This is a genomic window from Rahnella perminowiae, from assembly GCF_019049695.1.
Lineage (GTDB): Bacteria > Pseudomonadota > Gammaproteobacteria > Enterobacterales > Enterobacteriaceae > Rahnella > Rahnella perminowiae.
Genome location: NZ_JAFMOT010000169.1, coordinates 21,028 through 41,604 on the forward strand (window position 1 = coordinate 21,028; position 20,577 = coordinate 41,604).

The following is a 20,577-nucleotide window of genomic DNA, read 5'->3' on the forward strand; positions in this document are numbered from 1 at the left end:
TTATAAGCGAATGAGCGCTTCCAGCGAAGCGCTCAGTGTCATTACTCAAAATCAGCGTGTCGTTTAAACATGGTTTCACTGGTTTCACGCAGTTGGTCCATGAGTTCAAGCACGATGGCATCGTAGGTGATAAAGCAGAGTTGCTCGAAAGAGGAACCCATTGGCTGCGAAAACTGGCCCAGAGTGCGATCGTTTTCAGTTTTGACCGTTCCCGGTAATACCAGCACGCAGTTGGCCAACTGGCCAATCGCAGAGTCTTTTTTCATGGTGACCAGCGCCACGTCGACACCACACTCAACGGCTTTCTGCGCAAGGCTCTTGAGACTGCCTGTTTCGCCACTGCCTGAACCAATAATTAACAAATCACCCGCTTTCGTATGAGGTGATGAAATTTCCCCGACTACGCTGACCGAGAAGCCTAAATGCAATAAACGGTTAGCGAACGCGCGGATGGCAATACCGCTGCGCCCTGCACCTTGCAGGAAAATATGCTTCGCATTGCGGATCTTCCCGATAAAATGCTGTGCCTGATCATTGTCGATATTGAGCGCGTTTTGCTCCAGTTCCCTGAGAATACTGACAGTATTTTCCTGAACACCCATTTTCTTTTCCTCCGGTCAGGCAATTGTACGGCCACCATCCATGAGGATCGTCTGTCCCTGGATGTAAGAATTTGACTTATCAGCAAGGAAGATGGCCAGGTTTGCGACATCATCGATTGTGCCCAGACGACGGACCGGAATTTTCTCCAGTACTGCGTCTAAATCTGCCTGCGTCGGGTAATTAACACGCATCATTTCGCCGGTGTCGATAAGACGCGGCGCAATAGCGTTGACGTTAACACCTTTTGGACCCAACTCCTTCGCCAGACCACGAATAAGACCTTCACCCCCTGCTTTACTGGCCGGATAGCTCACCCCCCCGCCAGTACCTGACAGCGCAGAACCGGAGGAGATGTAAACGATTGAACCCTGGTTAGTTAAGAAGTCATCGTAAAATGCTTTGACCGTATTGAATAAACCCGTCAGGTTGATTGAGAGTGTTTTGTTCCACTCTTCGAAAGTAATGTCTTTGACTTTATTGGCAAAAGCGACACCTGCGTTCAAAACCAGAATGTCGATACGGCCATAAGTTTCGATAACTTTTCTGCGCACTTCAGCCAGTGCCTGCGGATCAGAGACGTCCGTTTTGACAAAGAGCGATTTAACATTGCCAAAGGTCAGTTCTTCCGCAGTTTTGATGCCATTAGCCTCGTTATAATCGACAATGACGGTATGCGCACCGCGTTCGGCGAATTGTTTTGCAATTCCTTTACCAATCCCATGCGCACCACCGGTAATTAGCGCAACTTTACCTTCAAAATGACTCATCGGTTGTTCTCCTGAATCTTTGTACTTAACGTGAGAGAAATCCCCCACGTCTGCGGTCTACATAATGATTACGCGCTCAATTAAGAGCGCGTGAATATATGTTGGATACTTAATGCATGACAGACTTTAATGCCTGATAGCTTGCTTTAGGGTTGTCATTAAATAATGCGCCACCGACAACAATTAAATCAGCACCCGCCTCCTGTACTTTTTCCGCTATTTCCAGATTAACACCACCGTCGACTTCAATTTGAATGTGTCGGCCAGCAATCATTTCTCTGGTTTTCCTGATTTTCTCGAGGCTTTTCTCGATGAAAGTCTGCCCGGGTTGCCCCGGGTTAATGGTCATAATCAGGATGTAATCAATATCGTCCAACAAATATTCCAGAACACTTTCAGGCGTACCCGGATTGATGACCACACCGGCTTTTCGCCCGGCCTTTTTTATTTTCTGTAAAATAAAATGCACATGCGGCGTTGATTCATAATGCACTGAGATCATTTCTGCGCCGGTATTAATAACATCATCAATATGTCTTTCAGGATTAGCCAGCATCATATGTACGTCGAAAGTCATTTTGCTGGCTTTTTTCATTGCAGAAATTTGATTCGGCCCAAAGGCAATATTATTTACGAAGGTTCCATCCATTAAATCAACATGCAATATTTCAGTATTCTCTTCTTCTAAAAAACGGAGCTCATCTTGCAGACTTAAGATATTCGCGCCAAAAATTGATGGTAAAATCTGTGCCATGGTAAGCAAACCTCATTTTTAAAATCAATGGAATACAGTGCTCAACCAATACGTCAATACTTCCCACGGGCCAGTCAGTACAAAGTCAGTACCCTGCCCCTGCAAGCCGACGCCTGCGCCATGCAGGAATTGGGTTGCACCCGGAGCCACATACCCGCCTAAATACATCACGACAATACTGAACAGTAAGGTTGAAATAATTGAGCGGATGACGTTTCCGTTGCTGGCCATTACGGTCATGGTTGTCATATAGATGATTGACATCAGAACGCCGATGGGGAAAATCATGATCCCCGGTAAAATCAGTGCGCAAAGCATGGTCAACGGAATGGTGATAACGGTGACGGTGATGGTCGCTGGGTCGCCCAGTGCCAGGGCACAGTCCATACCGATGTTCAGTTCGGCGTCTTTACCCATCTGCTTTTGCATAATCTCTTTGGCACTTTTCCCAATGGGAGACAGTCCTTCCATCAGGACACCCACCACTTTAGGCAGGAGCACCATTACCGCAGCCACCCCCATTGCCATCGGGACAATAGTGGTCACAGGCTGTTTAGTCAGCAGTCCAAGCAGACAACCTACAATGACACCGATGATAGCGGGTTCACCAAACACACCCAGACGTTTCTGTACGCTCTCCAAATCAACGTCGAGCTTGTTCAGGCCGGGGATCAGGTCGATAATTTTATTGACCAGCAGTGCAAAAGGTAATGTCCAGCCTATATGGATCATGGTGGTACAGGTCGTCCCTTCCAGGCCATAATATTTCTGCCAACGGGGAGCAATTAAATCGCCAATAAACAGAGCGATAACGCTAAGTGCGACTGCCACGCCAAAACCGATAAAGAAGCTGTCAAACACGAAATAGGCCAGCGCGCCGGGAACCAGGAAGTGCATATAATTCCAGATATCAACGTTCAGCGTTTTGGTTAATTTAAGCCGAACAAGTAGCAAATTAAGAATAATACCCACTGGAACAACTAAAGCGGCAAAGGGTGCCACCCATGCCGCTGCGCCCACCGCAGGCCATCCGATATCAGCCACAGTGAATCCGCTTCCCAGTTTTGAATAGTAGGCAATTGCCGGCTGCAGGGATGTACTCAACAGATTAACAACCAAACCTAAACCAATAAAACCGATACCCACGGTGATACCAGACTTAATGGCAGCACCGACTTTCATGCGGAAAACCAAACCCAAAATGAAGATGACAAGTGGTAGGATTGCCGTTGCCCCCATGCTTGTTATCGTTAGCATTATATTTTTTAACATGTCCATCTTGTCATCCCCTGTGTTTTCTTATTAGTTTTTAGCCAGCTCTGTTAATAAATCCCCTAGTTTTTTTCGTAACACAGCTTCATTAATCCCGGTGATAAACCCGGCCACACTCATATGCGGTTTTCCGATATCACCTTTGTAGTTATTCGTGGTTAAAATCACATCAGCATTCTGTAATTCAGAAGGAAGTTCTGACATGCTGCATTTATTTATTTTGAACTGAGTAATGCCATATTCTGTACACACGGATTTCACTTCATCAGCAGCGATAGTTGACGTTGCGACACCGCTCCCGCAGGCTACGAGGATATTAATCATCATTATGCTCCTGAACTCTTATTGCATGACGGTGGAAATAAAAAGTGCCTGCGCTTTCCCGGCAGGAAGCTCAAGTAAATTTTGATAAAAGTCTTCCATTTGAAGATGACTAAAAAGGGCCTTCAGCAGTTGCAGCTGATTAGCCGGATCGGTAACGACCAAATTGATAATGAGTTTGACCCACAATTTATCGTCGCCATCAGCCTGATCAACCTGAACCGGTTCAGGTAAGCGAATAATATAAATCGACGGGCTGTTGGCCTGGTTGCTGTCGCAATGTGGGATCGCCACAGAATAACCATCAAGCAAAATACCGGTTGGATACATGGCTTCGCGTTCGCGCAGTGCTGCCAGATAGGTCTTTTTCACTATCCCTTCTGAATACAGCTTTTCATGGATGTGCTGCAGCACCTCATCGTAATTTTTGAATGCTGCACCATCTGCAACATTAATAGTGACTGTACTCACCTTTTCACCTCGCCTTTTTGCTCATTAGAGCAAACATAATCGATCAGATGAGCAGTTATAGCATGCCAATTTTCCGCGCAAACAGAAAACATGCAAAAGTTATAAGCTGATCACAAAATAAATGCATAAGTGCACGCAAATAATTGCTCATATGAGCAATATCGAGTAATTCATCGTTTAGATCAATCAAGTCAACCGGAGAGGGGAAGTAAAATTTTTATTACAAATCAAAGGGATGATGGATTTTTTGAAGGTTTATATATGCGGACTGACCTATGTCAGAGGATTTGGCAATGCTCTGATCTAAGTCATGAGGGTTTACAGAATGACTGATAGCAGTGCCTAATGCATGCCTGAGAGGAAGGTGATCAAGGGCGCGGGCTGCGCCCCTGTTGCTGATGTTCCGGGATCTATTTCAATCAGGAATTGACAAGCTTCACCGCAGTATCGAAGTCAGTGATTAACACATCTAAAAGGCCTGACTTCAGGGAAGCGACGATGCCTTCATACTTCTGTTCTCCCCCCGCCACACCAATCACGGTTTTCGTGTTACGCAATTGTTCGGTTGAAATACCAAACCCAAGACGGCTCATCGGGCTATCAAGGATCTCGCCTTTACTGTTAACGAGAGTAATGCAGACATCCGCAGCGATATCTTTCTCAAACAGATTTTTTTGCCACGACTCGGGAAAAATATCACACAAACTGGATGAGCCCGTTTTCCAGGCGCCAATACCGGTGATGACAACATCCAGCTGAGAATAATATTGTTGGGTATCCACCACAGCCGGATCACTGGCCAGTTTTTGGGCCAGGCTTTCATCATCCACCCACATCGGCACATACATAGGATGAGCCTTGCCCTGAGAGATAGTCGACAGTCTGTGGATAAGGTCGATCGGGCCCTGGCTAAATTCAATGCCCGGATGAACGCCAGATAGCTGCACAACATCTAATGCCGGCAAGCTGGTGAGTTGACTCACTGTGCTGGATAAAACGCGTCCCCAGGCAATACCAACCTTCATTCCCTCAGCGAGATTATTGTTGAGATAACTTGCAGTGATACCCCCCAGCTTCTCATTCAGTTCTTCCTGATTGGACCAGGATTCTGACACGGAAAGCACGATTGCCTTCTGCAGACCATACTTTCCGCAGAGATTAAGTGCGATCTCTTCGTCAAGCAGTTGCTGCTTTGGAAAGAGAAACTTCACATACTCTTCCTTTATTGCCTCATCGATAAGACGCGCCGCTTTAAATCTCGAAATCTCGAGTTCTTCAGCAATCTCAGTTTTGGTCTTCATCTCAACAAAGTAACGTCGGACGACGAGAGAGTAGATATAGCGGGGATCGTAACCTGACCAGCGGCTGTTTTTTATACGTTTAGGCATAGAGCATTCCATCTTCATCCAAAGACAATATCAGCTGAGTTAAACTGTTACCCCTGCAATTTACTCATAAGAGTACACTTTTACCTGCTCTTTTGACATGAGCAAATGAGTCTTATCTTTTGGCGGTGTGATAGCTGACACATCTGATGATAATGGGTGAAGAGACCAGAGTTTTTTAGACGGTGGCAAGGCTTTACATTATGTGCTCTCAATCAGTGACGCTGAGGCCTGTGATTTCTGTTTTTTGGCGTGAAACGGGTTACATTGCTCATGTGTTCCTCGCAGATAAAAATGCCCATCGGGTGCGGCCTGAGTTCCACCGGGACAACCATTCATGCCAGATTTTCCGTTTTTTCCATTAAGACCAGCCCCACCGTTTTGATTACCGATTACCACGGATCCCCCTTTTCCTCCAGTTCCGCCTTTCCCGCCTTCACCTCCCTGACAGGCAAACGCTATAACGGAAAATCCCGTTAAAAAAAGATAAGAAAACAATTGAGCTCTGTTCATGTCTTTTCTCCAGGTTGCATCGGGTTTCGTTAGTTAGGGTAGCTGATTTACATTTCAATCCGTTCACTTTGCGCTGCGCCATTCTAAAGCAGTACAAAACACATAGCGAAAAGATCTGATAGCCACATAAGCACAAGATAAAAATAGGATTTTAAGGGGTGTACTCATAAAATCCCCACATCCATGTGTGAATTTACCCATTTCGCAGCCAGTGACTCAGAAACTATTTACACGCTATAAGATTGGCCATCTGTTCCTGGTCCGGCAGACCGACGATCTGTTGAAGCATGTTGGCGTGGTTAAGATAATAAATTGCTGGCGTACCGCTTGCCCCCACATCTTCCATCAATTTCTGGTTGTATTGGATCTGCGAGAAAATCGGCTGCGGCGTTTTCTCCAAAAGTGCAGGCTTGTTTTTGCCACCCGACAACTCGAAATCCTGCCAGACCTTCGCGGGGTTTTCAGAAGACAATATCGCAGCCGCGTAACGGCCACTGTCGGGCTGCATGACACCCACTAACTGCGTTTTCATAGCGATTTTATTGTCCTTAATATAGGGCTGCACGTCCTGTCTGAATTTTGTACAGTAAGGACAGAAAGGATCGGCAAACACGACAATCTGACAATTTGCATTATTACTGCCTTCCGTGATACCGGCAGCTTTGGACAGTGTTTTCCACATCTCGCGGCCAGCAGGGATGTAAATCTCCTCTTTTATGACCTGTTCGCTGAGGTTACTTCCATTCTCATCGTACATATAACCTGATATGGCATGTTTTTTATCGGGGGTCAGATAAATTGTCACCCCCGTTCCCTGATATTTTCCCAACCAGCCCTGGACCCCGCCGGGAGCCGTGAAGGGTTTGATTATTTCTATACCTTGTTTTTCCAACTGCTTGATCGGTGCGGGAAGCGCTGCGGGCGTTGCTGCCTGAACCTGCGAGCCGATAAGTGCAGCAGATAACGCGAGGATGTATTTGTTCATTCTTATCTCAATATAATACGTACTCATTACGGGCCGTTGTTTAACAAACCTCCGGCCCTCCCGTCACGTGCTAAATGGCACTACTCACCCTTATCTCATCGTGACAAATTCTTCTGCCGCAGTTGGGTGAATTGCCACGGTATTGTCGAAGTCTCTCTTCGTTGCTCCCATTTTCAGCGCAACAGCAAAGCCTTGCAGTATTTCATCCATGCCTAAACCGATACCGTGGATACCGACGATTTTCTCTTCCAACCCCACACATACCAGCTTCATGCGGGATGGCTGGCGATGACGCGTCACGCCGGTGTACATGGCGGTAAAAGATGACTGATAAACTTTCACCTGATCATCACCATATTCCTCACGCGCCTGGGGTTCAGTCAGGCCAACGGTACCTATTGTTGGGTGGCTAAAGACGACTGTGGGGATATTGTTGTAATCCAGATACTCATCCGGCTTGTTGTTAAACAAGCGTTCTGAAAGGCGACGGCCCGCAGCAACAGCTGCCGGTGTTAACTCAACCGCACCGGTATTATCACCCACCGCGTAAACACCCGGCACGTTGGTATTCTGATATTTATCAACTTTGACGTACCCTTTTTCATCGAGTTCAACACCCGCCATCTCAACGTTCAACTTGTCATTGGCTGGCTCACGGCCAATCGCCCAGATCAAACAGTCAACCGTTTGTTCACGACCATCTTCCAGCTTCAGTGTCAGGCTGCCGTCCTGGTTTTTGACCACTGCAGTGGGAATCGCTTGGGTGTGCAACGTTGGGCCTTCGACGTTCATGACTTCAACCAGTGTTTCTGTGAGCAACGGGTCAAAACTGCGCAAAGGCGCATGCTTACGTACGAACAAATGGGTTTTTGACCCCAATGCATTGAGAACACCTGCCAGTTCAACAGCAATGTAGCCTGCACCAACAACTGCAGTGCGCTCCGGTAGCGCCTCAAGCGCAAAAAAACCATCTGAATCAATTCCGTATTCCGCTCCCGGAATAGAGGGATGGCTAGGGCGACCACCGGTGGCTATCAATATATGGTCAGCGGTAATCGTTTCCCCGTTGACCTCCACCGTATGCCCGTCCACAAACCGGGCAAAACCTTTGATGACATCTACCTTGTTTTTACCCAACACATTTTCGTATGAAGTATGAATACGATCGATGTAGGCACTGCGGTTTTTTAGCAAGGTAGCCCAGTCGAGGCGGTTTAATGTGGTATCGAAGCCATAGTCTGGGCCATAAAGATGAATGGCCTCTGCGATTTGCGCAGCGTGCCACATTATTTTTTTCGGTACACACCCCACATTGACGCAAGTCCCGCCCAACTCCCGGGCTTCTATCAAAGCGCATTTCTGCCCATACATCGCCGCACGGTTGATTGAGGCGATACCACCGCTACCACCACCAATCGCGATATAGTCATAGTGTTTCGTCATTTTGTTCTCCAGGCAGCATCGCTGCGGTCATCGTTCAGGTAGCATCGCCAGAACTGGCGCTCAATGCCTTGCTTATGCGGTTGAGTCCCTCAGCAAGCATAGCGCGTGGACAAGCCAGATTAAGGCGGATGTGCCCGTCGCCGTTACTGACAAACATTTGCCCCCCTTCAAGCAATACACCCGCATGTCTGGCAAAAAAGAGGGTTACTTCTTCCTGATTACTGTCATCTACCAGACGAGAGATATCAATCCAGGCAAGATAAGTCCCTTCCGGAATGATAAAACGGGCCAGCGGATGATATGTCCCCAGGTAGTCCTGCAGAAAACGGAAGTTCTCGTCAATGTAGTGCCTGACCTGAGTCAACCACTCATCGCACTCGGACCAGGCGGCCTTGTTAGCCACCAGGCTCAGCGGAGAGATAAAATCATCATGCAGGCGAAGCCATTCGGCTCTCACTGAGGCATCAGGGATCATGATGTTTGCCAGCAGGTTACCCGCCAGGTTGAACGTTTTGCTGGTCGACATGCAGGTGATAATTTTATGATTTTCAGGAAAAATTGACGCGGCGGGGATATGCGTGACGCCAGAGCGGGATAAATCACAGTGGATTTCATCAGAAATAACCCACACATCATGTTTAAGGCATAACGCTATCATTTTCTGCAACTCATCACGTCGCCAAACTCGCCCGGTGGGATTATGCGGGTTACAGAGAAAGAAGGCTTTAATTCGCTGCTGGTCATCGCTCAGGGCTTGTTCCATTGCCTCAAAATCTACCGCCCAGTGGCCTTCGTTATTTCTAAGCGGGCAATCGACGACGCGACGACCGCTATAGTCCCCGGCTTTTTTAAACGGTGCGTAAGAAGGGGTCAGGATGAGGATGCTATCTTCTTCGTGGGTGAGTAACGGCACCAATCGGTTAAGCGCAGGGATAATACCGGGGGAGAAAACAATGCTTTCTTCCTGAAACCGGTATCCGTAATGCCTTTCACACCAGGCCCCAAAAATCTCATAGTAGTCCCTGTCATAAACGCGGGTGTAGCCAAGAATTTTTTTATCTAACCGGGAACGTATGGCTTCAAGCACCGGCTCGGGTGTGGAAAAAGCCATATCTGCTACCCAGAGGTTTATAAAACCATTCGCCGGTACTTCCGGCGCGGGGCCTTCATGGACACCAAACATATATTCACGCCAGCCGTCGACGGTTAAGCTGTCTGTCCCTGCTCTGTCCACTGCTTCATCAAAATCGTATTTCATAGAGGTTACCCGATTAGTTTATCCAAAGAGGTCACAGCGTCACTGATTTTGCTAACGATTAGATATTCCTTTGCTTTAAAACCTAAAAAACCATTTGCAGAGTGATCAAGTCATGACTGGCACGTTGATATCAGTGTCGTATTTTCTGACCCGGTGCCTTGATCACCAACAGAATGCCCGCAAGGACTGCCAGCGTTGAAAATGCCATTCTGAGGCTCAGTGACTCGCCCAAAAATGTTACGCCTCCCAGCATCGCCAGACAGGGCACACTCAACTGAACCGTACTGGCTGCAACAGACTCAAGACGAGGTAAAAGTGAATACCAGAGTACATAGGCTCCGGCAGAAGCACCCGCACCAGAGAGCACTGCCAGGACAATTCCGATACCGTCGAAGTGCGCTCCCTGGCTAATGAACGGCGACAACACCAGGGCAAAAGGTACAGCAAGGATGAAATTTGCCGCAGTGGCCTGCGCAGCATCAGGAGAGCGCTTTCCGCAAAGGGTATAAGCCGCCCAGGCAAGGCCTGAAAGCGCCATCAGAACAGCGCTGCCCAAGGGGGGCGCTTTGGCACCAGGTAAGAGAAGAGCAGCCATGCCGGCTACAGCCAGCCCAAGCCCCGTTGCTCTGGAAAAAGACAGCCTTTCCCCATGGAAAAGGCCATGAGCCACCATCGCCAGTTGCACAACGCCAAACAAGAGCAAAGCACCTGTTCCTGTATCCAAATGGATATAGGCAAGGGAGAAACACAGGGCGTAGGCCATAAGAAAGAACCCGCTTTTCAAGCTCCAGACGCCCTGCTTTTTCCCCTCACGTCTCAACAACAGTGGTAACAAGACCACCGCCCCGCTCATCAGGCGAAGGTCACTGAACGTCACCGGGTCAATATGTTCGCCTTTCAACGCAATCCGACAGAGCACAGAATTGGCTGCGAATGCCATCATTGCTATCACTATCTTGAATCCAACAGACCGCCCCATCAGCGTGACGCCTCAAAATTAATAAATTACGTGATAATCTATCAATTAGTAGGTAGGATGGCAATGTCTACTTATGGTAGCCAGACACTAAAATGGTACCCCTTTTCAGGTCATGCCTGGAGCATTGACCTTTATCATTGCCAGATTTATGTGAAGCCGTAGACCCGCTACTAACAAAGGAGAACATATGCAAGATTTCAACGTACTGCTCGAAGCAGCATCAGATTATAACGAATTTGTTGGCAGCGGAGCAGAAGAAGACCGCAACGCATTGCGGCATTTTGAGGGGCTTGCCAACGAGGCATTACCTGACGATGTCATCAGTAAGCTCTCGCAACTTCCGGGTTCGTACAGCATTCTGGTAGCTGCTGAAATGTGGTGCCCCGACTGCCATAAAAACTTGCCTGTAATCCATGCCATTGCCGCGTCAGCGCCAGCAATACGTCTGGGTATTATCACCCGCGACAAGGCTGAAGCCGTCTTTAAGGCACACTTTGGTGTCGATAAAGTCAAAATTCCGTTTGCCGTGGTACTGGATGAGAACGCGACTCCGCTGGGGCAGTTTATTGAACGACCTGAAAATGCTACCGGCAAGAATGGAGAAGTGAGCGAGAGGTACAAAAACGGTGAGCTTCTGGTCGATACCGCCCGCGAAGTGACTTCAATTTTTCCAGGAAAATAAGAGAGCGTTAAAGTTAAATTAATTGAATCTCAACTTGAAGGTAATAAACCTGGAAGTTGAGCAATGCCAGGGAAATAATAAAAATAAACCATAGCAACAATGCCCTTAGCCCTGCATCTAAGCAGGGCTTTTTTCGCGTAAAGAAAGCATGCTACGCAGTTTTGTATGTGCAATCAAAATGCTACACCCGTTTATTCAGTGGCCAACGACAGCACCAGCAGCTTCGCGAAGCTTTACACGCCCTCTAAATGTAAGCAGAACTCCAGGCAACGATAATCCCGGCAACATATTCCGCATCCTGAGGATGCGTCAGAAGATGATCTGCTTCACCCAGTGAGATAAAGCTTTTGGGGTGTCTGGCGGCTTTAAAAATTTTCTCTGCCTGTTCAATCAGCACGGTATCATCATTGGGAGCATGAAAAATCAGCAGCGGCTTATTCATGGTAAATACCTTCTCCGCTATTTTATGCTCCTGAATGTTATCCAGCATTTGCTTTTTGAGCGTGAATACCCGGCCTGCAAGCTCTACCGGGAAAGCGCCATGGTTCCTGATATCTTCGATATTGTCTTTGAACAACCGCTGTACATGCGTCAATTCGCCTGGCGAACCTATGGTTACGACCGCTCTGGCTTCAGGCACTTTGGCTGCAATAGAGAGGATTGCCGAACCGCCAAGGCTGTGACCAATCAGCAGCGAAGGAGCCTCGTATTCCCGACGAAGATAATCGACCGCGCACAGCAGGTCAGAAATATTCGAGGAAAAATTGGTATTGGAAAAATCGCCTTCGCTGTTGCCTAACCCGGTGAAATCAAAGCGAAGCACCGCAATTGAATTTTCTGTCAGTTTCCTGGCAATGCGTGCAGCACCTTTCAGATCCTTCCCGCAGGTAAAGCAGTGCGCCAACAGGGCAAAGGCTTTTGGATTTTCTGGCAATTCAAGCAACCCGGCAAGTTCCTCACCTTCTGCATTTTTGAAGGTAAATTTCAATTTTTTCATTATGTTAACTTTAAGAATGGTTGAATTACAAGCAAGATGCCTATCAGCCGCCCCATCATGGGGCGGCTTTGCGAGGTTACGACGAGCTTATCTGCGAACGGCCATGATACCGGCATCGACATCCCAGATTGCGCCAGTCACCCAAGAGGCTTTGTCGGACAACAGGAAGAAGATGGTATTGGCCACATCTTCCGGCGTGCCGACACGCCCCAGCGGATGGAAAGCGTTCAGCGATTGCATTGCGCCGGCAATGTCTTCTTTCGCCATGAAGCCTTCATAAATCGGGGTATGCACGATCCCTGGCGAGACCGCGTTCACGCGGATACCCGCACTGGCCAGCTCAATGGCCAGGTTGCGTGTCAAGGCGTGGAGACCGGCTTTGGCCATGGAGTACGCGGAAGCCGGTGAGTCGCCGAGTGCGGCTTGCGCGCCAATGGAGCCCACGTTCACAATCGCCCCTTCACGGCCGTCGGCCAGCATGTTCTTCACCACGTCCTGCGTGATGAAGAAGGTTGCCCGGTTCAACATCAGGTACATGTCGTAATCGGCTTCCAAATGCTCGGTAAAGCCTTTCGGCATGAAGATCCCGGCCGCATTGACCATCAGGCTAATATCGCGATGATTAGCATTAATCTCCTGACGAATGGCGTTCATGCCCTCTTCGGTCATCAGGTTTGCCGCAATCACGGACACGGAACCCAGTGGGCTCAGCTCTTTCTGAACCGCTTCTGCCTTGTCTTTTTTGTTGCCCGTCAGTACCACGCTGCCACCGGCTTTCAGCACCATACGCGCCGTTTCCAGACCCATGCCGCTGGTGCCACCCACGACAAGCAGTTTTTTGCCTTTAAAGTCATCGCTCATTTTGAACTCCGTTATTTGCAGGGTAGATTTGCCGGCAGTCATGCAGCCGGCTCGTTCAGGTTTCAGATGCTGCAACCGTCAGCGCCGCAGGTCTGGCCGTCGGTTTTTGCCAATTCGGCCGCTTTTTCTTCCCAGACTTGCTTCAACGCGTTCAGGAAGTTGTCCGCAGATTGCGCGCCGCTGATGGCATATTTTTCATTGAGCAGGAACAGCGGGACACCGCTGACCCCGATCGACCGGGCATGGGCTTCATCTTCAGCCACCGATGCACGGAAGGCCTCATTGGCAAGGGCACTTTCAGCGTCGGCTCTGGACATGCCCACTTCTGTAGCTAACGCAATGAGCTCCTGCGGATCGAAAATGGAACGCCCCTCAGTCACACTGGCCCGATAAAACCGTTCTGCCATGGCGTCGCCCATATTGGCGTGACGTGCAGCCGCGAGCAGCGTATGGGCATCTTCGGTATCGCCAAAGAGCATGGTGTCAAAGTTATACTGGAGCCCTTCTGCCTTCCCGGCCGTGCCCACCTGATTCATCATCAGTTCCGCCCCATGTTCCCCGCCAAACTTCTTGTAAAGGGCTTTGCGGAACGGCACGGCAGGCCGGTCGCCGGAAATACGGAAACTGTGGTGGCGGACCACGACCTGTTCCTTGTGTTCAAAGGCGGCAAGGCCCTGTTCGAAACGCTTTTTGGCAATCCAACACCAGGGGCAGACCAGATCTGACCAGATATCTATCGTAATAATCGGCTTAAGGGTTTGCATATTGGCTCCTGAATACCCCATTAATGTCGTCTGGCGGTGCCTCTTTATGTGAGCACCGCAAATACCACCAGCTACGTGGCGTTAGTTGGCTTCCCAGGCGGGATAATCGGTGTAGCCTTTTTCCGGCGACCCCGTCACGCCGTAATACGTCGTGCGATCGCTTTCAGCCAGCGGCCAGCCGTTCTGCATTCTTTCGACCAGATCAGGGTTGGCGATGTACGGCACGCCAAACGCAACAAGATCCAGTTCGTCTGCCTCAAGTGCGGTTTCGGCAATCTCGCGGGTGAAGCCGCCGGCGGCAATAACGGTGCCCCCCAGAGTTTTACGGAACGCGGCTTTGAAACCGGCAGGTACCGGTGCCTGGGTATAAACAGGTTGATAATAGAGGTGCACATAAGCCAGCTCACGTTGGCCGAGGGCCGCAGCGATACTGGCCCAAATCTCTTCTTCACCTTCATAAGGCGCCAGGTCGTAAATCCGCCCGAACGGTGAAATGCGCAAGCCCACCTTATTGCTACCAATAGCCGCAGAGATGGCATCAACCGTTTCCAGCAGGAACCGCTGACGGTTTTCCACAGAGCCACCGTATTCATCAGTGCGAGGGTTCAGTTCACTGCTGAGGAACTGGTCGAAAATGAAGCCGTTCGCCGCCATGATTTCCACGCCGTCAAACCCGGCCTCCATTGCCAGACGCGCTGAATGGACAAAGTCAGCGGTAACGCGTCGAACTTCTGCGGTTTCCAGTGCACGCGGCTGGCTTGGAACGACAGGTCCCGGTTCGCCAGACTCGGTCAGTGCAAAGACGGTGGTGTTAACCGCTTGTACGGTACCGGCGGAAACTGGCGCGATGTTGCCCGGCTGAATTGAGGTATGAGACATCCGGCCCACATGCCACAACTGAGCAAAAATACGGCCGCCCTTCGCATGTACCGCATCGGTCACTTTGCGCCAGCCCTGAACGTGTGCAGCGTTGTAGATCCCCGGGGTATACAGATAGCCGCGCCCTTCTTCAGAAACAGGCATGCCTTCGGTGATAAGCAGCCCCGCAGAGGCGCGCTGGGCGTAGTAAAGTGCAACGACGTCATCCGGCACGTCGTTCATTGTGCGGGTGCGGGTCATCGGGGCCATGACCACGCGGTTTTTTAACTGCATGCCTGACAGATTGTAGGGGGTGAACAACTTACTCATCGTATACCTCGCAAGGCGAAAGTGAGAAAAGCCCCGCTGGGGCCGGAGTTAATACTTAGCGGGCCGGGGAGCTGACGATCGCTTCCTGATGCCGGTTAAGCGTATGGCTGCACTATACCTACCTACTAGTTGATTGGTCAATAGGTAAAAGAACAAATCATGCTGTCCTTTTGTCACCGGAGACAGGCACAGGGAATGCTGTGTAAGGTGAGCTCCCATCGGTGAGATGGTCGTCATCCTGTGAAATCAGGGAATTACAAATATCATTATTGGGCGTTATGGAGCTAAGACTGGCCGGTTCAGGGCGGCGAGGAGTCTTTCTCTCCCCTTATCATTGGGATATTAATCACCCCGATGGAGAAGAGTAAATGTCCAAACTTCACCTTACTGTTATCAGTACATTATGCCTGGCGTTGTCGAGCCAGGTCGCTTTTTCAGCCAGTTTTACGCTGACAAGTCATGAGCTTGAAAAAAACCGTTTCCCCGCAGCTCAGACCCTGAGTTCACCTTATGGATTTGGGTGCAGCGGTGGAAACCTTGCCCCCTCTTTTAACTGGAGTGGCGCGCCGGCAGGAACTCAAAGCTTCGCTCTCAAAATTTATGATAGGGATGCGCCGACAGGCCTCGGTTGGATCCACTGGCAGGTGGTGAATATTCCCTCATCTCTTCACTCGTTACCGGCCGGGATAACGGCGGATAACAAAAATCTCCCGCAAGGGGCTCTTCAGACCCGGACTGATTTCGGTATCCCGGGTTATGGCGGCCCTTGCCCGCCGAAGGGCGAAACGCACCGTTATGAGATCACGCTGACGGCACTTCGTGTCGACAAACTGCCGGGAATAACGGCGGACTCGACGCCCGCCCTGGTCGGCTTTATGGCAAAAGCGAACTCACTGGGCGAAGCGCATCTTCAGATTACGCAGGGCCGCTAACCGCAGCCAGGTTGCCGATAGCCTGGCCGGAAACCCGGACCAGGCTGGGGCTGAATCCGAAGCGAGTTCGAAATCTGGCGGCGAACTTAGACGGATTTTCATAGCCGACTTCCAGGGATATGCGGGTGACTGAAAGATCGGTCACCTGCAAAAGTGTCAGGGCGCGGCACATGCGAATGTCAGTCACCAGATGGGTGAATGACGTATTTTCGGCATGCAGATGGCGTCTCAGGGTGGTGGCCGACATACCCAATTCAGCCGCCACCTGCGCAGTATTCCAGTCTTGTGATATGTCTGCTGCAACGAGTTTGCGGATTTTTATCGCCAGTCCGGTATGTTGTTTCAGCGCGAAGAAAATTCGGTATTCATCCAGCCAACTCAGCATCTCTTCCATACGCCTGGCCACGATACTTTCAGGGATGTTTTCAGTATCTGTAATGGCCTCCGCAGTGTGATAAAAGGCCTGGCGAAAACTGTTGCCTGGCTCTGCCATTTTATTTGCTTCGTTCATGCTCATACGTGGGGCATGCATGAAGCAGTAGTTTTGGACGAAATCAGCACAAAAACTCAGCCATGATGCTTCGTACGTACCCGTTAAAGGTGATGGTGTATTGATGATATCAAAAGAGTGCCCCTCCCCGATGACCACCGCGTCCCCCGCTTCCAGCGTTATCTCCTCTTGCGCCCAGCGGATTATTTTCCTGCCATGGCGGACCAGGATGATTGTGGGTTCATCTATAGTGATATGGCGCATCATCAGGGGCTGCGTATGCAGCACATGCGCTGTACTCCCCACATTAATACGACTGGATAATGTTCTTTCCATCATCGCCTTACGAAAAGGAATAGGCCTGCCCTGTAGGCCGACACTTTATGGATGGGCTTGCTTTTTTATAAAGTAATCCCGATTTTACAATACGTCAGTTTTCTCATTCAGATGGAGTGAAATATCATAATCCTCAGCACGCCGTCCACATAAGATGACGCTTATCCATTGATAAAACATGGCATTATCTTCGCTTAAGCACCTTTCTATCGATGATAGCTTTTTATGTTAATTAAACAAACCAACTAGTAGGTAGAATTACTATCAAGTTACATCCTGCAGGAGTGAATGATGCGTGAATTACCCCTTTACAATGAAGATAATTTTAGAGAAATCGAGAGGCATGAAGGGGTTGCGGTGGTGCGCTTCTCTGCCCCCTGGTGCCCACCTTGCCAGATGAGCGAAGACATTTTTAACCATTTTGCCGAGCAGATTGAAAGCGACGTCAAAGTCGGCAAAGTGAATGTGGATCTGGCACCGGTACTGACCACCAAATATGAAATTTGGGGACTGCCGTCCGTACTGATGTTCAAGGATGGGCAGTTGGTCCAGCGTATACCGGGTGTTAAATCGGCAGGGTTTTATCAGCAAGCATTGTCAGAGCTGAAAAAAGGGCAGTAATGCCATTTTATCTATGTTTAAAAAAGTCTCTTAGCGGTCTGATGCCTCATCGGCAAGCGGTTACCCCTCGCTCAGAGTGATAACCGCTTTGTTATAAAATAACCGACCAGTCTGCTTAGCGTTGGAAGGCCGGCATCAACGCTTTGTTATATTCGATCACTTCATCCAATGCATTTTCAAGCAGTTGGCCGCTTTTGACCAAGGGATTAATAACCAAAGCGCGCCATGCCGTATACCGATTACCACTGATGGCTGCCTCAATGGTCAATTGCTCAAAGCTTTTCATCAGTTGAATCAGACGAAGTACATCTTCCGGGAAAGGTTCGACATTCAGTGGTATCGGTCCAGAACGGGTGATCATTGAACTGACCTCAACCGCACAGTCATCCGGCAGGCCCGCAATCGCACCATCGTTTCGCGTATTGACATGCATGATGATGCGTTTGTCGTTATATATTGCGCTCATCAATTCACATGCCGCATCCGAATAGTACTGCCCTCCCCGACCTTCCAGCGCTTTCGGTTTCTCGGCGAGTTCCGGGTTTCGATAAATTTCGAATAGTTCTCTTTCGAGCTCCTTTACGATCTCACCACGAGTCCCTTCCCCTTGTGCTTCGCCAAGCTCCTGACGGTACATGTCGTCGCTCATGTAGTAATAACGCAGGTAGGGGCAAGGTATCATTCCCATATTCGCCAACAACCGATCCGGCCATTTGAAAGGAGGAATATTTTTAGGCACCAACGGATCATTCCCCTCTGAAATCAGCTCAATGACCTGAGGAAGCTTATCCTTACCCTCATGATAAATATGGCGCGCAAAAATGAAGTGATTAAGTCCCGCGACCTGCATGATAAATTCATTGATATCGCTGACACCTAAAGCACTGGCAATACCCTTTTGCATAATAACAGGCACGTTGCACAGCCCTACGGTTTTGACTGTGCTGTGTTTCAGTATCGCTTCAGTGACCATTCCCGACGGGTTGGTGAAGTTCAGCAACCAGGCATCCGGGCACAGTTGTTCCATTTCTTTCGCTATAGCCAATGCAATCGGGATAGTGCGGCATGCATTGGCAAATCCACCCAGACCATTGGTCTCCTGACCGATCATGTCGTATTTCAGCGATATCCTTTCGTCGCTGATCCGTGCGTCCAGGCAGCCGGCCCTGAACTGAGAACAAACAAAATCGGCACCGAGCAGTGCTTCTGTGCGGTCAAGGGTTTCATAAACCGGTATATCCAGCCCATTTTTTTCCAGCATCCGTCGGGTGAGGCCCGCGATAATCGCCATTTTTTCACGGCCATCCTCAATATCAACCAGCCATAACTCGCGGATCGGAAATTCATTTTGACGCTTGATAATGCCTTCCATCAGTTCAGGTGTGTAGCTTGAACCCGCTCCAATAACCACTAACTTAAGACCCTTCATTAGATATTCCCCTCATCGTTGTTGTCAGGACGTCTGTTGGGCCAATTAAAGAGGACAAGGGGCTTAGTGGACAAACGATCAATTCCGGGGTATGCATTACTGTAAATAATGCATAAGAGAAAATTAAGAAGGAAAATGATGAATGCTCGCTCAACAGAACATACTGGCACTATTGCATACGTTTGAAACGGCAGCACTGCATATGAGCTTTACTAAGGCGGCGACTACTCTCAATCTGACGCAAGGGGCCGTTAGCCAACGCATTCGTTCTCTTGAATCCATGCTCGGATTCAGACTGTTTATTAGAATGACCAGAAAGCTTCAGTTGACCGATGAAGGGGAGCGTTTACTTGGCGTACTCGCGTTTTCACTTAAACGCATCAGTGATGAAATAGAAGATATTCGCGTGCAGGGGCTGAGAGGAACCTTGTCTGTCGGCCTTCCACCTACCTTCGCTTTTCTCTGGCTGATGCCGCGCTTACCGGTATTTACCGAACGGTGGCCGGGGCTGAATATCAATTTCAGAGTGAGAGCCGGTCTGGTAGATTTTAATCTCGAACGAGTAGATGTCGCTATCTACTACAGTAATCTGAAATACCCCGATCTCTACTGCGAACGGTTATCTGAAGAGACGCTGGTTCCCGTCTGTATTCCATCTCTTGCAAAAAAAATCAGGCAAGCAAACCATTGGTTAGCTGAAGTCCCATTCATTCATACGTCTGAATCCGTTGACTCCCAGAATGTTTTTTCCGAATGGCGAGAATGGTGCAGGGAGTCTGGCAAAAACCTGCCTGTTGAAGATAATTTTTTGAGCTTCAACAATTGTCAGATGTCTATTGAAGCGGCACTCAATGGCGGCGGTATCATCATGGGCAGAAAACGACTCATTCGACATTACCTCGATGAGGGCCGACTGATTGCCCCTTTTGAAATAGAAATACCCGCCGGGCGAGGATATGACCTCATTATGCCACGAGAAAACCTTAACCGACCGGGCGTTCAGGCTTTGGCCGAATGGGTAAGAAATGTGTTTAACGAGGAATAAAGTCTGTTTTCGTTCTGATAAAGGGCAATGTAAGCCATATCAGACCTAATGCCAGAGAGCATGATGAAAATGTATGTCAGAAGTGAAAAAAGGGCAGTCATGCCCTTTTATATTTTCAACGCGATAACTATTGCGCTTTCAGTTGCTTAATCGCATCCAGCGTACGTGCGGAATAGACAACGGCAGCGCCTGCATTCAGGTTGATTGCCACACCCAGGGCTTCAGCAATTTCTTCTTCTGTGGCGCCAGCTTTAACGGCAGCTTCGGCATGGACGGCGATGCAACCATCACAGCGAGTCGTCACCGCACAAGCCAGTGCAATCAGTTCACGCACTTTCGCGCCCAGGAGGTTGGTCTTATTGCCGGCGTTGCCCAAAGCCATGACGCCTTTTAGTGTTTCCGGGGTCAACTTACCCAGATCACCAACACGTTGCATCACTTCTGAGCGGTATTCATTCCAATCTAACATGGGGTCATCTCC

Annotated in this window: 23 protein-coding genes; 4 read left to right on the forward strand and 19 right to left on the reverse strand. The window is 49.2% G+C overall.

Annotated elements, in window-relative coordinates; genetic code table 11:
* Nucleotides 1-41: 41 nt before the first annotated feature.
* The 12 genes from hxlB to J1781_RS08930 form a co-directional block, all read right to left on the reverse strand.
* The gene (gene hxlB, locus J1781_RS08875; protein WP_049112345.1) at nucleotides 42-602 is read right to left on the reverse strand and encodes a 6-phospho-3-hexuloisomerase; all 561 of its coding nucleotides are present in this window, start codon (nucleotides 600-602) and stop codon (nucleotides 42-44) included.
* A 15-nt stretch (nucleotides 603-617) separates the two neighbouring features.
* A complete protein-coding gene (locus tag J1781_RS08880; RefSeq protein WP_032693571.1) occupies nucleotides 618-1,370 on the reverse strand; it encodes an SDR family NAD(P)-dependent oxidoreductase in 753 nt (250 codons plus the stop codon).
* A 109-nt stretch (nucleotides 1,371-1,479) separates the two neighbouring features.
* Complete coding sequence (gene rpe, locus J1781_RS08885) at nucleotides 1,480-2,124, reverse strand: ribulose-phosphate 3-epimerase (protein ID WP_049089944.1); 645 nt, start codon at nucleotides 2,122-2,124, stop codon at nucleotides 1,480-1,482.
* 24 nt (nucleotides 2,125-2,148) lie between these two features.
* Complete coding sequence (locus J1781_RS08890; protein WP_020439340.1) at nucleotides 2,149-3,402, reverse strand: PTS transporter subunit IIC; 1,254 nt, start codon at nucleotides 3,400-3,402, stop codon at nucleotides 2,149-2,151.
* A 24-nt stretch (nucleotides 3,403-3,426) separates the two neighbouring features.
* Nucleotides 3,427-3,720, reverse strand: a complete 294-nt coding sequence (locus tag J1781_RS08895) for a PTS sugar transporter subunit IIB (protein WP_024359913.1) — start codon at nucleotides 3,718-3,720, stop codon at nucleotides 3,427-3,429.
* A gap of 18 nt (nucleotides 3,721-3,738) precedes the next feature.
* Nucleotides 3,739-4,188, reverse strand: coding sequence for a PTS galactitol transporter subunit IIA (gatA, locus tag J1781_RS08900; RefSeq protein WP_217138366.1), 450 nt, complete (start codon nucleotides 4,186-4,188; stop codon nucleotides 3,739-3,741).
* Nucleotides 4,189-4,607: 419 nt separating this feature from the next.
* Complete coding sequence (locus tag J1781_RS08905; protein ID WP_015697025.1) at nucleotides 4,608-5,576, reverse strand: sugar-binding transcriptional regulator; 969 nt, start codon at nucleotides 5,574-5,576, stop codon at nucleotides 4,608-4,610.
* A 198-nt stretch (nucleotides 5,577-5,774) separates the two neighbouring features.
* Nucleotides 5,775-6,086, reverse strand: coding sequence for a hypothetical protein (locus J1781_RS08910; RefSeq protein ID WP_015697024.1), 312 nt, complete (start codon nucleotides 6,084-6,086; stop codon nucleotides 5,775-5,777).
* A 223-nt stretch (nucleotides 6,087-6,309) separates the two neighbouring features.
* Complete coding sequence (gene dsbG, locus J1781_RS08915) at nucleotides 6,310-7,071, reverse strand: thiol:disulfide interchange protein DsbG (RefSeq protein WP_217138368.1); 762 nt, start codon at nucleotides 7,069-7,071, stop codon at nucleotides 6,310-6,312.
* 90 nt (nucleotides 7,072-7,161) lie between these two features.
* A complete protein-coding gene (gorA, locus tag J1781_RS08920; RefSeq protein ID WP_049132110.1) occupies nucleotides 7,162-8,514 on the reverse strand; it encodes a glutathione-disulfide reductase in 1,353 nt (450 codons plus the stop codon).
* A gap of 34 nt (nucleotides 8,515-8,548) precedes the next feature.
* On the reverse strand, nucleotides 8,549-9,772 hold the full coding sequence (locus tag J1781_RS08925; RefSeq protein ID WP_217147222.1) for a MalY/PatB family protein: 1,224 nt from the start codon (nucleotides 9,770-9,772) through the stop codon (nucleotides 8,549-8,551).
* Nucleotides 9,773-9,902: 130 nt separating this feature from the next.
* The gene (locus J1781_RS08930) at nucleotides 9,903-10,751 is read right to left on the reverse strand and encodes a DMT family transporter (RefSeq protein ID WP_217147221.1); all 849 of its coding nucleotides are present in this window, start codon (nucleotides 10,749-10,751) and stop codon (nucleotides 9,903-9,905) included.
* Between the two features lie 187 nt (nucleotides 10,752-10,938).
* Between J1781_RS08930 and J1781_RS08935 the strand changes: the two genes are divergently transcribed.
* Complete coding sequence (locus tag J1781_RS08935) at nucleotides 10,939-11,433, forward strand: thioredoxin family protein (protein ID WP_015697020.1); 495 nt, start codon at nucleotides 10,939-10,941, stop codon at nucleotides 11,431-11,433.
* Between the two features lie 244 nt (nucleotides 11,434-11,677).
* Here the strand turns inward: J1781_RS08935 and J1781_RS08940 are convergent, their stop codons facing one another.
* The 4 genes from J1781_RS08940 to J1781_RS08955 form a co-directional block, all read right to left on the reverse strand.
* Nucleotides 11,678-12,430 carry an alpha/beta hydrolase family protein gene (locus J1781_RS08940; RefSeq protein ID WP_007374395.1) on the reverse strand — a complete coding sequence of 251 codons (753 nt, stop codon included), beginning with the start codon at nucleotides 12,428-12,430 and terminating at the stop codon, nucleotides 11,678-11,680.
* Between the two features lie 87 nt (nucleotides 12,431-12,517).
* Nucleotides 12,518-13,291 carry an SDR family NAD(P)-dependent oxidoreductase gene (locus J1781_RS08945; protein WP_015697019.1) on the reverse strand — a complete coding sequence of 258 codons (774 nt, stop codon included), beginning with the start codon at nucleotides 13,289-13,291 and terminating at the stop codon, nucleotides 12,518-12,520.
* Nucleotides 13,292-13,353: 62 nt separating this feature from the next.
* The gene (locus J1781_RS08950; RefSeq protein ID WP_032693563.1) at nucleotides 13,354-14,055 is read right to left on the reverse strand and encodes a DsbA family oxidoreductase; all 702 of its coding nucleotides are present in this window, start codon (nucleotides 14,053-14,055) and stop codon (nucleotides 13,354-13,356) included.
* Nucleotides 14,056-14,136: 81 nt separating this feature from the next.
* Complete coding sequence (locus J1781_RS08955; protein ID WP_029669914.1) at nucleotides 14,137-15,243, reverse strand: alkene reductase; 1,107 nt, start codon at nucleotides 15,241-15,243, stop codon at nucleotides 14,137-14,139.
* Nucleotides 15,244-15,611: 368 nt separating this feature from the next.
* Between J1781_RS08955 and J1781_RS08960 the strand changes: the two genes are divergently transcribed.
* Nucleotides 15,612-16,175: a YbhB/YbcL family Raf kinase inhibitor-like protein gene (locus J1781_RS08960; RefSeq protein ID WP_032693561.1), complete on the forward strand. Its 564-nt coding sequence runs from the start codon at nucleotides 15,612-15,614 to the stop codon at nucleotides 16,173-16,175.
* Here the strand turns inward: J1781_RS08960 and J1781_RS08965 are convergent.
* On the reverse strand, nucleotides 16,159-17,004 hold the full coding sequence (locus tag J1781_RS08965) for a helix-turn-helix transcriptional regulator (protein ID WP_049089937.1): 846 nt from the start codon (nucleotides 17,002-17,004) through the stop codon (nucleotides 16,159-16,161). The two genes, J1781_RS08960 and J1781_RS08965, sit on opposite strands and share 17 nt — an antisense overlap.
* Nucleotides 17,005-17,292: 288 nt before the next feature.
* Here J1781_RS08965 and J1781_RS08970 point away from each other — a divergent pair, with 288 nt between their 5' ends.
* A complete protein-coding gene (locus J1781_RS08970; protein WP_094898028.1) occupies nucleotides 17,293-17,622 on the forward strand; it encodes a thioredoxin family protein in 330 nt (109 codons plus the stop codon).
* A 115-nt stretch (nucleotides 17,623-17,737) separates the two neighbouring features.
* On the opposite strand, the gene J1781_RS08975 is transcribed toward J1781_RS08970, so the two are convergent.
* On the reverse strand, nucleotides 17,738-19,051 hold the full coding sequence (locus J1781_RS08975; RefSeq protein ID WP_049132104.1) for a 6-phospho-beta-glucosidase: 1,314 nt from the start codon (nucleotides 19,049-19,051) through the stop codon (nucleotides 17,738-17,740).
* A gap of 142 nt (nucleotides 19,052-19,193) precedes the next feature.
* Between J1781_RS08975 and J1781_RS08980 the strand changes: the two genes are divergently transcribed.
* The gene (locus J1781_RS08980; protein WP_032693559.1) at nucleotides 19,194-20,096 is read left to right on the forward strand and encodes a LysR substrate-binding domain-containing protein; all 903 of its coding nucleotides are present in this window, start codon (nucleotides 19,194-19,196) and stop codon (nucleotides 20,094-20,096) included.
* Between the two features lie 127 nt (nucleotides 20,097-20,223).
* Here the strand turns inward: J1781_RS08980 and J1781_RS08985 are convergent, their stop codons facing one another.
* Nucleotides 20,224-20,565 carry a carboxymuconolactone decarboxylase family protein gene (locus J1781_RS08985; RefSeq protein WP_032693558.1) on the reverse strand — a complete coding sequence of 114 codons (342 nt, stop codon included), beginning with the start codon at nucleotides 20,563-20,565 and terminating at the stop codon, nucleotides 20,224-20,226.
* Nucleotides 20,566-20,577: the final 12 nt, after the last annotated feature.

What these genes read in the sequence shown, in the direction of transcription:
- J1781_RS08910 (WP_015697024.1), bottom strand. Translation starts at nt 6,086, where the DNA reads ATGAACAGAGCTCAATTGTTTTCTTATCTTTTTTTAACGGGATTTTCC.
- J1781_RS08905 (WP_015697025.1), bottom strand. Translation starts at nt 5,576, where the DNA reads ATGCCTAAACGTATAAAAAACAGCCGCTGGTCAGGTTACGATCCCCGC.
- hxlB (WP_049112345.1), bottom strand. Translation starts at nt 602, where the DNA reads ATGGGTGTTCAGGAAAATACTGTCAGTATTCTCAGGGAACTGGAGCAA.
- J1781_RS08880 (WP_032693571.1), bottom strand. Translation starts at nt 1,370, where the DNA reads ATGAGTCATTTTGAAGGTAAAGTTGCGCTAATTACCGGTGGTGCGCAT.
- J1781_RS08985 (WP_032693558.1), bottom strand. Translation starts at nt 20,565, where the DNA reads ATGTTAGATTGGAATGAATACCGCTCAGAAGTGATGCAACGTGTTGGT.
- dsbG (WP_217138368.1), bottom strand. Translation starts at nt 7,071, where the DNA reads ATGAACAAATACATCCTCGCGTTATCTGCTGCACTTATCGGCTCGCAG.
- J1781_RS08925 (WP_217147222.1), bottom strand. Translation starts at nt 9,772, where the DNA reads ATGAAATACGATTTTGATGAAGCAGTGGACAGAGCAGGGACAGACAGC.
- J1781_RS08935 (WP_015697020.1), top strand. Translation starts at nt 10,939, where the DNA reads ATGCAAGATTTCAACGTACTGCTCGAAGCAGCATCAGATTATAACGAA.
- J1781_RS08930 (WP_217147221.1), bottom strand. Translation starts at nt 10,751, where the DNA reads ATGGGGCGGTCTGTTGGATTCAAGATAGTGATAGCAATGATGGCATTC.
- gorA (WP_049132110.1), bottom strand. Translation starts at nt 8,514, where the DNA reads ATGACGAAACACTATGACTATATCGCGATTGGTGGTGGTAGCGGTGGT.
- J1781_RS08895 (WP_024359913.1), bottom strand. Translation starts at nt 3,720, where the DNA reads ATGATTAATATCCTCGTAGCCTGCGGGAGCGGTGTCGCAACGTCAACT.
- J1781_RS08960 (WP_032693561.1), top strand. Translation starts at nt 15,612, where the DNA reads ATGTCCAAACTTCACCTTACTGTTATCAGTACATTATGCCTGGCGTTG.
- J1781_RS08950 (WP_032693563.1), bottom strand. Translation starts at nt 14,055, where the DNA reads ATGCAAACCCTTAAGCCGATTATTACGATAGATATCTGGTCAGATCTG.
- J1781_RS08945 (WP_015697019.1), bottom strand. Translation starts at nt 13,291, where the DNA reads ATGAGCGATGACTTTAAAGGCAAAAAACTGCTTGTCGTGGGTGGCACC.
- J1781_RS08970 (WP_094898028.1), top strand. Translation starts at nt 17,293, where the DNA reads ATGCGTGAATTACCCCTTTACAATGAAGATAATTTTAGAGAAATCGAG.
- J1781_RS08955 (WP_029669914.1), bottom strand. Translation starts at nt 15,243, where the DNA reads ATGAGTAAGTTGTTCACCCCCTACAATCTGTCAGGCATGCAGTTAAAA.
- J1781_RS08975 (WP_049132104.1), bottom strand. Translation starts at nt 19,051, where the DNA reads ATGAAGGGTCTTAAGTTAGTGGTTATTGGAGCGGGTTCAAGCTACACA.
- J1781_RS08890 (WP_020439340.1), bottom strand. Translation starts at nt 3,402, where the DNA reads ATGGACATGTTAAAAAATATAATGCTAACGATAACAAGCATGGGGGCA.
- rpe (WP_049089944.1), bottom strand. Translation starts at nt 2,124, where the DNA reads ATGGCACAGATTTTACCATCAATTTTTGGCGCGAATATCTTAAGTCTG.
- J1781_RS08940 (WP_007374395.1), bottom strand. Translation starts at nt 12,430, where the DNA reads ATGAAAAAATTGAAATTTACCTTCAAAAATGCAGAAGGTGAGGAACTT.
- J1781_RS08965 (WP_049089937.1), bottom strand. Translation starts at nt 17,004, where the DNA reads ATGATGGAAAGAACATTATCCAGTCGTATTAATGTGGGGAGTACAGCG.
- J1781_RS08980 (WP_032693559.1), top strand. Translation starts at nt 19,194, where the DNA reads ATGCTCGCTCAACAGAACATACTGGCACTATTGCATACGTTTGAAACG.